The organism is Arthrobacter sp. TJ-238 (assembly GCF_058269215.1).
In genome coordinates, this window is record NZ_JBZCNH010000001.1 from 346,771 (window position 1) to 360,993 (window position 14,223).

The following is a 14,223-nucleotide window of genomic DNA, read 5'->3' on the forward strand; positions in this document are numbered from 1 at the left end:
CGGCTCAGTTCCTGTCGGGTGCGGAAGGTGCGGCGGCGGATGCCGCGGGAAGTGGGGCCGCTGCCCTCGGCCGGTTGACCCGGCAGCGCAGCGGTTCGCCTCGGCCTGCCCGGGACGCCTCCTCGGCGGCGAGTCGCTGCAGTGCCGCCAGTGACGCCTCGGAGTAGAAGGCGGCGTGGGGGGTCAGGATCGCGTGGGGGTGCCCCCGCAGCCCGTGGTCGGAGGGCAGGGGTTCGGGGTCGAAGACGTCGAGGGCCGCGCCGGCGAGCTGCCCGGACTCGAGGGCCGCGAGGACGGCATCCTGGTCCACCAGGGCTCCCCGCGCCGTGTTCACCACGAAGGAGCCCGGCTTCATCCGTCGGAGATTCGCGGCGCTGATCACCTTGTGCGTCTCGGACGTCGCCGGCGCGTGGAGCGAGACGACGTCGGCGCGCCGGAAGAGTGCGTCGAGGTCGACGAGTTCGATGCCGTGCCCGCTGGCGACGGACGGGTCGATGAACGGGTCGAAGGCCAGCACCGGGAACCCGAAGGCGCGGAGCCGGGCGACGACGCCGAGACCGATGCGGCCGAGCCCGATGAGCCCGACCGTGGTGTCGGCCGCAGCCCGGATCGGCGCCAGGGCCGGCGGGGCGATCCAGGTGCCGGCGGCGAGGAAGCGATCGAACTGCACCACCTTGCGCACGAGGACCAGGATGAGGGTGAGCGTGTGGTCGGCGACCGTGTCGGCGCCGTAGTCCGGCACGTTGCACACCGAGATCCCCCGTTCGTCCGCCGCGTCGAGGTCCACATTGTCGTAGCCGATTCCGTAGCGGATCACCACGGCTCCCGCGGGCAGTGTTTCGAGGACGTGCGCGGTGATGGGGGCGAAGTTCACCAGCACGACGTCGGCACCCCGGACCGCATCCGCCGCGGCTTCCTCGGTCGTGGCCTGGTGGACCTCGAAGGTGGCCCCGAGCGCGTCCGCGGCGGCGCGCTCGTCGTCGAGCCCGGTGAAGTTGTGGTCCGTGACGACGATGCGCATCACCGCGCTCCTACCGAGTCGGTCAGTCCGCGTTCGGCGAGGCTCCTGATGAGGTCCCGGATCCCGAAGTCCCAGGGCGGCGCGGCCTCGGAGGTGTTCACGCGGTTGACCAGCGTGCCGAGCTGCGGGCTCGAGATCCGGACGACATCACGGAGGTGGTGGGTGAAGCCCATGTCCGTGCCGTCCCTGTCCACGCTCGGCGCGAAGAGCGTCCCGAGGTAGAGCAGGACGCCGTCGGGGTACTGGTGCGAGTCACCCACCGTGTACCGTGCCAGGGCCTCGGGGTCCCTGGAGATGAGCGGCATGGAACTGACGCCGTCGAGGACGAAGCCGTCGTCCTCGCCGAGCACCTGGAGCCTGACGTCTGCGCGCCGGACGTCGTCGAGACCGAAGTGGCGGTCGAACAGGCGGATGAACGGGCCCACGGCTGCGGAGGCGTTGTTGTCCTTCGCCCGCGGGAGCAGCAGCGCCGACCGTCCCTCGACGTCGCGGAGGTTGACGTCGTTGCCCAGGGTCGCGCCGACCACCTCCCCGTCGGACGTGACGAGGATGGCCATCTCCGGTTCCGGGTTGTTCCAGGCGGACAGGGAGGAGACCCCGATCTCCTGGCCGCACCCGACCGCAGACAGGACCGGCCCCTTCGTGAAGACCTCCGGGTCGGGTCCCAGCCCCACCTCCAGGTACTGCGACCACAGGCCCTTGGCCGACAGCTCCTCCTTGAGTGCTGCTGCGTCGGCGCTGCCCGGGCGCACGGTCGCCAGGTCCGCGCCCACCAGCTGCTCGAGCTGGGCACGGAACGAACTGGCGGCACGCGGGTCCCCGCCCGCCCGTTCCTCGATCAGCCGCTCCATGAGGGAGTGCGCGAACGTCACGCCCGCTGCCTTCAGCACGGACAGGTCGACGGGAGCGAGGAGCCGGGGCCCGGATCCGGGTTCGTCGAGCGAGTTCCGGAGCACCTCGCTGAGATCCCAGCTCCGTGATCCGGCGACCGCTGCGACGCGCTGCGCCGGATCGGACGACTCGAGCAGGTCCGTCATGGTGGGGAAGGTCCCGGTGATGTCCAGAAGCCGCCCGTCACGGACGACGACGACGCACGGCCCGCCGACGGCGGGGTCGAACAGCCGACCGACGAGCGTGGCCACGTCCGCATCGGCCGGCAGCACGTCGGCGGGGTCATCGAGCAGTCGCATGGGTTTCCTTCGCGGGTTCGTGGTGGTCGGGTTCTCCGCCGTCGGGCTCGAGGCGGTACGCCCTGGTCGCGGCTCCCCCGCGTACTGCGGCGAGCTCCCCGCCCGACAATCCGGTGGCTGCCACCAGCGCGGAGAGGTCCTGCCATGCCTCCTGGTAACTGCGCTGCAGGAGGGTGACGGGCCAGTTGCTGGCCAGCATCGAGCGCTGCGGCCCGAAGCTCGCGAGTGCCCAGTCGACGTAGCGGGCCAGCTCGTCCGGCCGCCAGCGACTCCAGCTCGTCAGGACGTCGATGCCGACGGATACCTTGATGGAGACGGTGGGAGACGCCGCCAGCTCGGCGATCTGTCCGGCCCACGGCTCCCAGCCCTGGGAGTCCACTGGCGGACGGGCGAGGTGATCGAGGACCACCCGCAGATCGGGGACGGCGCGGGTCAGCGCGCCGACCGCGGACACCTGGTCGTGGGTGACGGGCACGATGTCCCAGGCCAGTCCCTGCTCGGCGAGGTCCTCGAAGAGTGCGATCACCCGCGGCTCCTCGAGCCACGACAGTGGGCGCCGGCCGACGAGGCAGCGCACCCCCTTCCACGATGCCGTGTCGGCGCGCGCCAGCTCGGCGCGGGCGGCCTCGGGCCGGTCGAGCGGGAGCCAGCCGACCACGCCCGCCACCGTGGTGCAGGAGGAGGCGTACGCTGCGAGCCGGTCGTTCTCGTCGGTGCTGTCGACGGACTGCACGAGCACCGTCGCGTCCACCCCGGACCCTGCGAGTTCACCGGCGAGGTCCGCCGGTTCGTAGTCCCGCGCGATCGAGCCGTGGTCGGAGGTCCGCCAGGCCTGCTCCTGCGCCTCGAGCTTCCAGTAGTGGTGGTGCGCGTCGATGACGCGGCGGGTGGCGTCCGGTTCCTGCATCAGAGTCCCTTCCATCGGGGTGTTCGGTGCTCCGTGAAGGCGGCGACGCCCTCCCGGAAGTCCTCGCTGCCGTAGCAGCGCAGAAGGAGGTCGTCGGCCTCCGCGGTGGGATCCTCCTGCAGCCGCCGGTCCATCTCCTTGAGCGCGGCGACCGTGATTGGGGCGGTCCGGCTCATCCTGGTGCTGAGCCGCTCCAGGGTGTCGTCGAACTCGTCCCGGGGAACCACCGTGTGGATGAAGCCCGCCTTCTGCGCCTCGTGCGCCGGGACGAGGGATGCGGTGAGGAGCATGGCCATCGTGCGCCCCCGGCCCATGCGGGCCTGCAACCGCCTCAGCACGGCCGGCGGGATGCAGTTGCCGACCGTGCGGGCGATAGGCACGCCGAAGGTCGACGCGTCGGTGGCGACGACGACGTCGGAGCAGGCGGCGATGGCCAGGCCGGCTCCGACGGCGGGACCGTCGACGGCCGCGATGACGGGGATGTCCAGACCCAGCAGCCGTCCGAGGATCGCGCCGACGCGCTGCTCGTACCGGAGCCCCTGCTCGCCGGTCGTGAAGGACGCGAACTGCGTGATGTCGGTCCCCGCGGCGAACGCCGTGCCCTGGCCGCGGATGACGACCACGCGGATCGAGGGGTCGGCCGACGCCTGCTCGAGCGCCGCATCGAACTCGTCGTACATGCGCCATGTGAGCGCGTTGTGGCGCCCGGGGTTGGAGAGGACGATCCGCAGGACGGGCCCGGTCCGTTCGAGCAGGATCCGGCCTCCGGTGTCGGCGTCGACGCTCACGGCCCGAGCACCTCGTCGTTGTGCTCGCCGAGCAGCGGTGGCGGGCGCCGGATGCTGGCCGGGGTCCTGCTCAGTCGCAGGGGCGAGCCGATGACCTCCACCCGTCCCTCGACGGGATGGTCCATGAACTTGATCATGTCCCTCTCCTTGACGTGGGGGTCGTCCTCGAGGACCTGCCGGTAGTCCTGGATGGGCCCGGCGGGCACCCCCGCCCCGAGCAGGACCTCCACCCAGTCGGCCGTCGTCCGGTCGGCGAACGTCGCCTCCAGTTCGGACACGAGCAGGGCCCGGTTCGTCATCCGGCTCGGGTTGTCGGCGAACCGTGGATCGTCCAGCAGGTTCTCGCGTCCGATGGCCGCGCAGAGACGACGCCACAGGCGCTCGTTGTTCGCCCCGATCGTGACGTAGCCGTCCTTGGTGGCCAGTGCCTGGTACGGCGCCGACATGCGGTTGGCGGACCCGAGGGCGAGGGGCGCGGAGCCCGTGGTCCAGAACTCCGTGGACTCCCAGACGGAGAGGGCGAGGGTCGCCTCGAAGAGGGACGTCTCGAGGTACTGTCCCCGGCCGGTCTCCTTGCTCGAGTTCCAGGCGGCGAGCACCCCGATGGCGCAGAAGAGGCCCGCACCGAGATCCGCGACCGGGAGTCCGCTCTTGACCGGGCGTCCGTCGGGCTCCCCCGTGATGCTCATGACCCCCGCCATGGCCTGGGCGATGAGGTCGTACCCGGGGCGCGTGGCGTACGGGCCTGTGGTCCCGAACCCGGAGATGCTCGCGACCACCAGTTGCGGATTGATGCCGATCAGGGTGTCGAACCCGAGGCCGAGCCGTTCCGCGACGCCGGGTCTCCAGTTCTCGATCACGACGTCGGCCGTCTCGACCAGCCTGTAGAAGGTGTCCAGGCCCTCGGTGGTCTTGAGGTCCAGCGTGATGCTGCGCTTGTTCCGGTTCAGGCTGAGGAAGGCACGGCTGTCCTCCCCCTTGCCGGAGATCCCCCAGGAGCGCCGGGTCTGGTCGCCGTCCGTGGGGTTCTCGACCTTGATGACGTCGGCGCCGAGATCTGCGAGGACCATGGTGCAGAACGGTCCTGCCATCACCTGGGTCAGGTCGAGGACGGTCATTCCGGTCAGCGCGTCGGCCGGTGGCGGCTCGGTGGGGGGCGGCGATGAAGGGGGCACAGCAGTCTCCTAGGTAGGACGGTCTCGGACGGGAAGCGGGGGCGGGCAGAGGACGACGGCGGACGCCGTCCTCTGCCGCGCCCGGAAGCGCTGCCCTAGCTGCCGAGACCCGCGTTCACTTCGGTGAAGAAGTCGGATACGGCCTGCTCGATCGAGACCTCCTCGAAGCTCACGCGTTCGTAGGCGCGGGTGAACGACTCCTCGAAGGTCGCCTGGTAACCGGGAGGGTAGACGACCGTGGGCGGTTCCGATGCTGCGATCTCCTGGTACAGCTCGAGGTCCTTCTTCCGGAGCTCGGGGAGCTCCGGGTTCGCGAGCTGCGCCTCGAGATGACGGGAGTTGGTGACGGCACCGTTCGAGGACGCGAAGACGGCAGCGGACTCGTCGTCGTTCGCCCAGAAGTCGATGAACGCCGCCGCCGTCGGGATGTTGTCGCAGCTCTTCGGGATGGCGAACCCGGAGGTGAACAGCACGTTCCCCGGCCCGGCCTCACCCGACGGGAGACGCAGGGAGACCAGCTTCTGGCCGTTGCCGAGCCCGTCCAGCGTCTTCTGCGAGTTGATGAGCGAGTTGCCCGGCGCCGTGTCGGCGACGGTCACGCCGCGGGAGACGTAGCTCTGCTCGGGCTGTTCCGGCTGCTCGCTCATCTGCGCGGGCGTCGCGGTCGCACCGGCCTTCCGCAGTTCCTCCCACATGGTCCAGTACTCGACGAGCGCCTCCTCGGAGAAGCCCAGCTGGTCGTTCTCGAAGAGGGTCTCCCCGTTGGCCGCCATGTAGCTGATGAGGAAGTTCGGGCGCCCGCCACTCAGCGAGAGCGCGTTGACGCCCTCGGGCAGGTTCGCCTGGATCTCGGTGGCCCAGCTCACCAGGTCGTCCCAGGTGTAGTCCTCGGGGAGCATCTCGCCCCCGGCCTGCTCCACGAGGGTCTCGTTGACCACGAGGGCGTCGTAGGCGGCACCATAGGGCACCACGTACAGGTTGCCGTCGGTCCCGCGCCCGGTGTCGAGGACCTCCTCAGGAATGTCGTCCACAGTGATCGCACCCGACTCGATCATGGGGTCGAGGGGGAGGAACAGGTCGCGAGAGGTGTAGTCGTTCAGCTGCCTGCCCTGCATCTGCGTGATGCAGGGCAGGTTGCCGCTCGTCCCCTGGACATTGAGCCGCTGGAAGTACGCACCGAAGTCGGCGAACTCCCGCTCGAGCGTGACGCCCTCGTGGGCCGCCTCGAAGTTGTCCGCGACGGCATTGGTCACCTCATTGCGCTGGCCGGAGCCCCACCAGGCGAGACGCGCGCTCCCTGTGACCTCGCCCTGCCCGTCCTGGACCTCCTCGCCGGCCGGCGTTTCACCGATGCTGGTACCGCCCGCGCAGGCCGAGACGGCGAGCAGGGCACCCAGTGCGCCTGCTGCCACTGCTCTGCGCGGCCAGCGTCGCGTGATCGAAGATTGAATCGTCATCGTTTCCTCCATTGGTTGTGCCGTGCGTCCGGCGTGGTGGGCAGTGCTGCGGTGCTATTTCAGTCCGCTGGTGGCTATCCCCTCGATGAGCAGGCGTTGGGCGGCGAAGAAGAAGCCGACCACCGGTGCCAGGGAGAGTGTCGCCATGGCGAACAGGGGCCCGAAGGAGGACTGCCCGGTCGCGTCGAGGAAGCTGTTGAGCCCCTGCGTGACCGTCCACAGTTCGGGGCGGTTGAGGTAGAGAAGCGGGCCGAGGAAGTCGTTCCACGTGTTGATGAAGGTGAACAGCGCGGTGGTGCCCAGCGCGGGGATGGACAGCGGCAGGATGACCCGCCGGAAGATGCCCACGTGGCCGCAGCCGTCGAGCCGTGCCGCATCGTCGAGTTCCCGGGGGAGGGTCCGCATGAACTGGACCATCAGGAAGATGAAGAAGGCGTCCGTGGCGAGGAACTTGGGGACCGTCAGCGGCAGGATGGTGTTGATCCAGGCCAGCTCGTTGAACAGCACGTACTGCGGCACGAGCGTGACGTGGTACGGCAGCAGCATGGTGCCGAGCATGACGGCGAACAGGGTCCTCTTGAACGGGAACTCGAGCCGTGCGAAAGCGTATCCGGCGAGGGCGCAGGCGATCACGTTCCCGACCACGCACAACAGCGTGATCAGCAGGGAGTTCAGGAAGTACCGCGTGAACGTGAAGGATCCGAGAGTCCAGCCGTCCCTGTAGTTGTCGAGGGTGAAAGTGCCCGGCCAGAGGCTGAGGGTGGTGAACGTCTCGTTGGCCGGCCGGAACGAGGCGCCCACCATCCACAGCAGGGGATACAGGATGACCAGCAGCACCACGATCATCAGGAAATGCCGGGTGATGGCGAGCACGGCCTTGTTGCGGGACATCGAGCGGCCGAAGAGGGGCTTCCTGCGGGCGGGTGCGTAGGTGGTCATCGTTCATCTCCGTAGTGGACCCAGAATCGGGCCGACGCGAACAGGAGGGCAGTGAAGATCCCGAGCACCACGACCAGCGCCCAGGCCATGGCGGATGCGTACCCCATCTCGAGGTTGGCGAAGCCTCGTTGGTAGAGGTACAGGGTATAGAAGAGCGTCGAGTTCAACGGGCCACCGCTGCCGTTGCTGACCACGTAGGCGGGAGTGAAGGCCTGGAAGGCGTTGATGGTGGTCATGAGGATGTTGAAGAAGATCAGCGGCGTCAGCAGCGGCAGGGTCACGTGGCGGAAGCGCCGGAAGACGCCGGCGCCGTCGACCGACGCGGCCTCGTGCAGCTCCCGCGGCACCTGCCGCAGCCCTGCCAGGAAGATGATCATGGTGGAACCGAACGTCCAGACGTTCAGGACCACGAGCGTGTACAGCGCACTGTCGGGGTTGCCGATCCAGCTCTGGCCCTCGATACCGAAGACGGCCAGCACCTGGTTGAAGATGCCCTCCTGGCCGAAGACCTGACGCCACAGGAGGGCGATGGCGACACTGCCGCCGATCAGGGACGGCAGGTAGAACGCGGCTCGGTACACGGACAGCGCCCTCATGCCCTGATTCAGGACCAGCGCCACACCGAGGGAGGCGATCAGCACCGCCGGGACGGAGACGACGACGTACAGGAAGGTCACCTGCACGGAGTCGATGAACCGCGGGTCGGCCGCCGCCATCCGTTCGTAGTTCTCGAGCCCTACCCAGACCGGTGGGGACAGGAGGTCGTACTTCGTGAAGGAGAGGTACAGGGAGTAGAGCATCGGCCCGATGGTGAGCAGCAGCAGGCCGACGATCCACGGTGACAGGAACCCGAACGCCGCCCACGCCTCCCGGCGGGATCGCCTGCGCCGCGAGGCCGTCCGGTCGACCGGCGTCACGGCACGGCCATCGGGTGGGGTGTCGGGCGGGAGGGAGCCGCTCAGGAGCGCAGTCTGCGCCGCTTTGGTGGTGTCAGTCATCGTCGTCCTTCCCGTTGTGCCCGGCACCGTCGCCGGCTGCTGCGTCACGCGCGTGGGACTCGACGTAACCCGGCAGCAGCTGACTCAGGAGACCGGCGAAGGGGACGGAGGCTTCCGCCGTCCTCGCGGCCGTGATGAATTCGAACAGGTCCTTGCTCCAGGGGCGGTCGCTGACAGCGGTTCCGCTCGCCGTGTAGGCGGCTGCCGTCTCGTCGAAGAATCCCCAGTTGGCGGCCACCCAGGAGCCGCCCGTGGAGCTGGCGACGCTCCTGAGCACCATCCCGGGATCGACGCCGTACTTCTCGGCGACATCCAGGGCCTCGTAGGCTCCCGCCAGCGCTGAGAACATCATCATCTGGTTCGCGAGCTTGGTGGCGGCGCCCGTTCCGGGGCCACCGGTGAGCAGCACCTCGCTGCCCACGGTGTGCAGCAGGTCCCCCACTGCATCGAAGTCCTCTCGCTCGGCCCCGACGAACACCGTGAGGTCGCCCTTCCGCGCCCTGGCGGCCCCGCCGCTGACGGGGGCGTCGATGAATCGCGTCCCGTGTGTCTTCGCTGTTTCGGCGAGGGCCTGGGCCGACGCCGGGAGGATGGTGCTGTGGACGATCACCGCTGCGTCGGAGTTGGCGGCGAAGTAGCCGTGCTCCCCGAGCAGGATGGACTCCACGGCGGCGTCGTCCGGCACCACGAGGATGAGGACATCCGCTGCGGCGAGTTCGTCGACCGATGAGGCGCTCTTCGCGCCGGCGTCGACGCAGGACCGTACCTTGTCCTCCACGGGGTCGAAGACCGTGAGGGACCACCCGTCATCCAGCAGTGCGTGCGCCATCGGCAGGCCCAGATTGCCGAGTCCGGCGAGCCCTACAGCTGTGGTGCCTGGCTTCATTGCCATACTTCCTCCGGAGCGTTGCAGTGATGCCGGGTGGGACCCGGCATCACTGGCTGACGGGAACGGGCGGTTAGAGGCCCTCGTAGTAGGCCACGACGGCCTCGATGTCCACGGAACTGTCCTTCGGCCGGCCCTGCGCCTCGTACAGCTTCGTGCGCGCATGCATGTCGGCCAGGAGGATGGCGCGGGCGTGGATGGCCACCTCGTGGGCCACCGCGGCGGGAACCACGATGATGCCGTCGTCGTCGCACCCGACGATGTCCTCGGGCTGCACCTGCACACCGCCGCAGGCGATGGTGGTCTGCACCTCGACGACCTCGATGCGGCCCGGGATGATGGTGCGCCCGCGCTCCCTCACACAGATGGGGTTGCGCTGCAGGGTCACTTCGCCCGTGTCGCGGCAGTAGCCGTCGGTGATGATGCCCGCAGCCCCGGCGCCGACGGCTGCCATGACGTTCTCCGAACCCCAAAAGCCGACCTCCCGGCCTCCACCCGAATCCATGACGATGACGTGCCCGGGGCGCAGGTCCGCCGGCAGCTTCTTGTGGCCCATCTTCTCGAACCAGATGCGGTGAGCCTCCACGATGTCCTGTGTCGAGTCGAGCTTCCACATGGGCTTGTTCGAGGGCACGGCGCGGATCGTGGCCGCGTGCCCCCAGAACTTCATGCCGTACCACAGGGGGTGGATGTCCGGGTCCATGAGGTTGATGTCGAAGTAGCCGATGCCGTCGAGTGCGTCGGCCACGTCCGCGACCCGCAGGTGCTTGTAGAGGCTGTTGAGGTCTTCGGGATCGGCCTTCTCGTAGTCCGGCGCCGTGCTGTTGGTGAGCGTCATGGGACACCTTTCACTTCTTCGGGAACAGTCGTGGTGCAGCTCGGTCGGGGTTCGACCTGGGGAGGCGAGTGACCCCTATCACGCTTTGCGCTTGTTTATTGTCTACAGCATCCAGTCGACAGAAGACAAGGGTTCGCCGCATAATGGCTGGAGACAGAGCACGCCCGCCACCCAGATGGAGGATCATCCGTGGTCATTTCCACCCGTACCTCCGCCCCGGCCACGCCCGGTCGCATCAAGTCCTCGAGCCTCGTGGATCTCGCCGCGGAAGCCATCCGCCAGCAGATCCTCTCGGGCGCGATGGGTCCCGGTGACCGTCTCATCGAGGAACGACTGACCGAGGAACTGGGCATCAGCAGGCCTCCACTCCGGGAGGCGCTGCGGATCCTGTCGCAGGAAGGGCTCATCGAGACCCGCCCACGGCAGGGTTCCGTCGTGGCGACCCTCACGGACCAGGACGTCTTCGAGATCCTGACGCTCCGCTCGGCGTTCGAGAAGCTCGCCGTCGAGCTCGGGGTTCCGGTATCGGATCCCCAGCGGCTCGAGCGTTGCCGGATCGCTCTCGAGCGGATGGAGGACTGCGCGCGGCGCGAAGACAGGGCCATGCTCGTGGAGAGCGGCTATGCCTTCCACGCCTCGATCGTTGCCCTCGCCGGGCATCGCCGCCTGGAGGCGAGCTACGCCTCAGTACAGCAGCAGCTCCTGCTCTGCATGGCGCGCAACCTCTACGTCCGGGAGCATTACCACGAGAACCTCGTGGACCATGTGGGCCGGCATCGGCACCTCCTCGAGCTCATCGAGGCCGGTGATCCGCAGGCCGTCCTCGCAGAACTCGCGGTGCACGGCGAGCGGTCCTTCCTGGAACTCCCACCGACGGGGTCCCCGCAGAAGCGGTAGCGCCGCCCCCATCCCCCGGCGCCGTCCCCAGCGAGGCCGACGGCGGGTGTGGCTAGGCGCTGGGTCCGCTGTCCCGTCCCGCCGGCCGATGGCCGGCGACGGCGGCGCGGATGGCGCCCGCCTCGTGCTCGCCCTTCTTGCCGAACGGCAGCAGCTTCAGCAGGGGCTGCACGATCGCCATGACCACGAGGCCCCATGCCAGTCCGAGGACGGCCGAGCAGAGGGTGTTCACGAGCCAGGCAAGGAGACCGCCCACCACGGGGACGCCGACGAACGGGTGCTCGAGCACGTGGACCAGGCCGTACGGCGCGTGCCACCCGAGGTCGTAGGCGCCCTGCAGCATGATGTGACCGCCCACCCACAGCATCGCGATGGTCCCCACGAGGGTGATCGCCGCCAGGACGCCGGGCATGCCCTTGACGAGCATCCGGCCGAGGCGTTGCGAGCCCTCCGAGTCCTTGGTGGTCAGGTGCAGGCCGATGTCATCCATCTTGACGATCAGCGCGACCGCGCCGTACACGAGCACCGTGATGGCGAGCGCGACGACGACCAGGATGAGCGCCCGGGCCACCAGGGACTCGTCGGCCACCTCGTTCATCGAGATGACCATGATCTCGCAGGAGAGGATGAAGTCGGTGGTGATGGCGCCCTTGGTGACCCTGGCCTCCGCCTCCGGCCCCCGCTCCACCGCCGGCGCCTTCTTGGACTCGTGGTGGCCGCGGAGCTTGTGCCAGACCTTCTCGGCGCCCTCGTAGCAGAGGTAGGTGCCGCCGAGCATGAGGATGAACGGGATGATGCCCGGAATGAACGCACTGATAAGCAGCAGGGCGGGCAGGATGAACAGCAGCTTGTTCCGCAGCGAGCCCCAGAAGATCCGCTTGATCATCGGCAGTTCGCGGGACGGATCGGCACCGGAGACGTACTGCGGGGTGACGGCGGCGTCGTCGATGACGACGCCGGCGGCCTTGGCCCCTGCCTTCGCGGCTCCGGCGGCGACGTCGTCCACCGAGGCGGCCGCGATGCGGGCCAGGGCTGCGACGTCGTCGAGGAGCGCGACGAGACCGCCGCTCACAGCTCGCTCCCGTGGTGCTCAGGAGAGGGATTCAGGGCGGGGATGCCATAGGAAAGGCGGGCGTTCGGCATGCTCGGAGTATACGTGGGCGGACGACCATGCTGTCGACGCCGTCGGTGGTGGCCGGGATCGTCCGTCGGTGCTGCGGTCTACTTCGGGAGGGTCTTCCCCTCGGCGTCGAGGTAGTCGCGCCAGGATCGCCGGGCTGTCCAGCCGAGCATCTTCTGGGCCTTCCTGCTGGAGATGCCCGACGCGTCCGTGCGGTCCAGGTCGCGCAGTTCGATCTGGTCGCCGTAGTACTTCGTGAGGATCTCGGCGAAGTCGTAGCCGCCGACGTTGTCGGGGGATGCGATGTAGAAGACCTCGTGCCCCGGCAGGTCCGACCCGGTGGCGAGGACGATGGCGTCGGCCAGGTCGTAGACGTCGATGTAGCTCCAGAGATTGGCGCTCAGGTTCGACGCGTCGCGGACCTGCGGTCCGAGGTTGTGCTCGTAGTTGCCCTCGAACTGGACCCAGCTGGGCCGGATGGAGATGCAGCGGATGTCCGCCCTGGCCACCGCGGCGTCCATGAGCTGCTCGCCGAAGTGTTTGGACAGGGCGTAGGGGTCCTGCGGGTGGATCGGGTGCTCCTCGTCCACGGGTGCGTAGTCGGGCAGGAAGTCGCGCTCGGGGAAGAAGAACCCGGGCACGGTCTCGCTCGAGATGTAGACGAAGCGTTTGACGCCGAAGCGGACCGCCGCCTCGAGGACGTTGAACGTGGCCATCAGGTTGGTCCTGAACACGACGTGGGGCGGGTTGCCGGTCGGCTCGGGGATCGCGGCGATGTGCACGACGGCGTCCGCACCGTGGACGACGGCGTAGGCCTCCCCCGCGTCGGTGAGGTCAGCCATCGTGTACCGGGGCGCGTCGTCGGCCTTGCGTTCGAAGCCGGGGCGGGTCAGATCGGTGGTGTGCACCTCGTGGCCGGCGTCGATCATCGCCTGTGTGGTGGCGCGTCCGACCTTCCCGTGGGCGCCGGTGATCAGGACCTTCATGATGTCTCCTCGGTTGAGGTCTGCCGGGTGCCGGCCGACCGGGATGGAAGGGGGCGGACGGCCGGGACGGGCTACTCGTCGACCCCGGTACTCTCGCTGAGCTGCCGCCAGGTCTCGAGCGAGGCGAGCTGCGCCTGGAGGACGCCGGCATGGGCGGTGGTCGCGTCGGCCCCGAGGATCAGCACCTCAGGGGTATCGGTGGAATCCACCGCGGTGATGATCGCCGCGGCTGCCTTGGCAGGGTCCCCGGGCTGCGTGCCGTGGGTGGTGTCGTTCTCCTTGCGGCGCTTGCCCGCGGTGTCGGCGTAGTCGTCGATGGCGTCTGCGGACTGCTGGAGGGACCGGCCGGAGAAGTCGGTGCGGAATCCGCCGGGTTCGACGACCATCGCCGTGATGCCCAGGGGTTCCAGTTCCTTGCGCAGCGAGCCGGTGAGCCCTTCGACCGCGGACTTGACGGCCGCGTAGTAGCCGGAGCCGGCCGGCGTCACCCGCGCGCCGATGGAGGACAGGTTCACGATGGTGCCCTTGCGGCGGGACCGCATCTGGGGCAGGACGGCCTTGATCATGTCCACGGTGCCGAAGAAGTGCGTGTCGAACAGGGTGCGCACGTCGCCGTCGTCGCCCTCCTCCACGGCGGCCCGGTACCCGTAGCCGGCGTTGTTGACCAGCACGTCGATCCCGCCGAACGTCCCGGTGCCGCGCTCCACGGCCGCCTGCACCTGGCCGGCGTCCGTCACGTCGAGGGAGAGGGCGAGCGCCGTGTCGGGATACGCCGCAGCGAGGTCCTCCACCGTCGAGGCGTCACGGGCCGTGGCCACCACGGTGTCACCGCGCCCGAGGGCGGCCTCCGCGAGGGCGCGTCCGAGTCCCGTGGAGCAGCCGGTGATCAGCCAGGTGGTCATGATGTCTCCTTCATGGAGCCGGCGCTCTACCGGCTGTTCACCCAGTCAACGCCATGCCCCGGGTTTTCGTGCGGTCCGTGACGCGCAGGCGGTGACACATACCCGCGAAGAACGCAGCT

The 14,223-nt window shown here is 68.9% G+C and carries 14 protein-coding genes; 1 reads left to right on the forward strand and 13 read right to left on the reverse strand.

All coding sequences use genetic code 11. The features are described 5' to 3' along the window. Positions 1-4 precede the first annotated feature (4 nt). The 10 genes from AC4D2O_RS01645 to AC4D2O_RS01690 all read right to left on the reverse strand — a co-directional run bounded on the left by AC4D2O_RS01645 (position 5) and on the right by AC4D2O_RS01690 (position 10,199). Positions 5-1,021 (reverse strand): C-terminal binding protein, encoded by a 1,017-nt coding sequence (locus AC4D2O_RS01645; protein WP_490904819.1) that lies wholly within the window; start codon positions 1,019-1,021, stop codon positions 5-7. Then, a complete protein-coding gene (locus tag AC4D2O_RS01650) occupies positions 1,021-2,211 on the reverse strand; it encodes a fumarylacetoacetate hydrolase family protein (protein ID WP_490904820.1) in 1,191 nt (396 codons plus the stop codon). The genes AC4D2O_RS01645 and AC4D2O_RS01650 overlap by 1 nt, the downstream gene beginning before the upstream one ends. Further along, positions 2,195-3,118 carry an amidohydrolase family protein gene (locus tag AC4D2O_RS01655; protein WP_490904821.1) on the reverse strand — a complete coding sequence of 308 codons (924 nt, stop codon included), beginning with the start codon at positions 3,116-3,118 and terminating at the stop codon, positions 2,195-2,197. The genes AC4D2O_RS01650 and AC4D2O_RS01655 overlap by 17 nt, the downstream gene beginning before the upstream one ends. Then, a complete protein-coding gene (locus tag AC4D2O_RS01660) occupies positions 3,118-3,906 on the reverse strand; it encodes an enoyl-CoA hydratase (RefSeq protein ID WP_490904823.1) in 789 nt (262 codons plus the stop codon). Before AC4D2O_RS01660 ends, AC4D2O_RS01655 begins: the two co-directional genes overlap by 1 nt. Next, positions 3,903-5,081: a CaiB/BaiF CoA transferase family protein gene (locus AC4D2O_RS01665; protein WP_490904824.1), complete on the reverse strand. Its 1,179-nt coding sequence runs from the start codon at positions 5,079-5,081 to the stop codon at positions 3,903-3,905. The genes AC4D2O_RS01660 and AC4D2O_RS01665 overlap by 4 nt, the downstream gene beginning before the upstream one ends. A gap of 95 nt (positions 5,082-5,176) precedes the next feature. Further along, positions 5,177-6,538 (reverse strand): ABC transporter substrate-binding protein, encoded by a 1,362-nt coding sequence (locus AC4D2O_RS01670; protein ID WP_490904826.1) that lies wholly within the window; start codon positions 6,536-6,538, stop codon positions 5,177-5,179. A 54-nt stretch (positions 6,539-6,592) separates the two neighbouring features. After that, entirely contained in the window at positions 6,593-7,477 is an 885-nt protein-coding gene (locus AC4D2O_RS01675) for a carbohydrate ABC transporter permease (RefSeq protein WP_490904827.1), read from the reverse strand. Beyond that, positions 7,474-8,475, reverse strand: a complete 1,002-nt coding sequence (locus AC4D2O_RS01680) for a carbohydrate ABC transporter permease (RefSeq protein ID WP_490904828.1) — start codon at positions 8,473-8,475, stop codon at positions 7,474-7,476. Before AC4D2O_RS01680 ends, AC4D2O_RS01675 begins: the two co-directional genes overlap by 4 nt. Beyond that, positions 8,468-9,367 (reverse strand): NAD(P)-dependent oxidoreductase, encoded by a 900-nt coding sequence (locus tag AC4D2O_RS01685; RefSeq protein ID WP_490904829.1) that lies wholly within the window; start codon positions 9,365-9,367, stop codon positions 8,468-8,470. Before AC4D2O_RS01685 ends, AC4D2O_RS01680 begins: the two co-directional genes overlap by 8 nt. A gap of 67 nt (positions 9,368-9,434) precedes the next feature. Continuing rightward, the gene (locus tag AC4D2O_RS01690; protein ID WP_490904831.1) at positions 9,435-10,199 is read right to left on the reverse strand and encodes an RraA family protein; all 765 of its coding nucleotides are present in this window, start codon (positions 10,197-10,199) and stop codon (positions 9,435-9,437) included. Positions 10,200-10,388: 189 nt separating this feature from the next. Between AC4D2O_RS01690 and AC4D2O_RS01695 the strand changes: the two genes are divergently transcribed. Then, entirely contained in the window at positions 10,389-11,096 is a 708-nt protein-coding gene (locus tag AC4D2O_RS01695) for a GntR family transcriptional regulator (protein WP_490904832.1), read from the forward strand. A 52-nt stretch (positions 11,097-11,148) separates the two neighbouring features. Here the strand turns inward: AC4D2O_RS01695 and AC4D2O_RS01700 are convergent, their stop codons facing one another. The 3 genes from AC4D2O_RS01700 to AC4D2O_RS01710 all read right to left on the reverse strand — a co-directional run bounded on the left by AC4D2O_RS01700 (position 11,149) and on the right by AC4D2O_RS01710 (position 14,104). Further along, positions 11,149-12,168, reverse strand: a complete 1,020-nt coding sequence (locus AC4D2O_RS01700; RefSeq protein WP_490904833.1) for a DUF808 domain-containing protein — start codon at positions 12,166-12,168, stop codon at positions 11,149-11,151. Between the two features lie 149 nt (positions 12,169-12,317). After that, positions 12,318-13,202 carry an NAD-dependent epimerase/dehydratase family protein gene (locus AC4D2O_RS01705; RefSeq protein ID WP_490904834.1) on the reverse strand — a complete coding sequence of 295 codons (885 nt, stop codon included), beginning with the start codon at positions 13,200-13,202 and terminating at the stop codon, positions 12,318-12,320. 71 nt (positions 13,203-13,273) lie between these two features. Continuing rightward, complete coding sequence (locus tag AC4D2O_RS01710) at positions 13,274-14,104, reverse strand: oxidoreductase (RefSeq protein WP_490904836.1); 831 nt, start codon at positions 14,102-14,104, stop codon at positions 13,274-13,276. Positions 14,105-14,223: the final 119 nt, after the last annotated feature.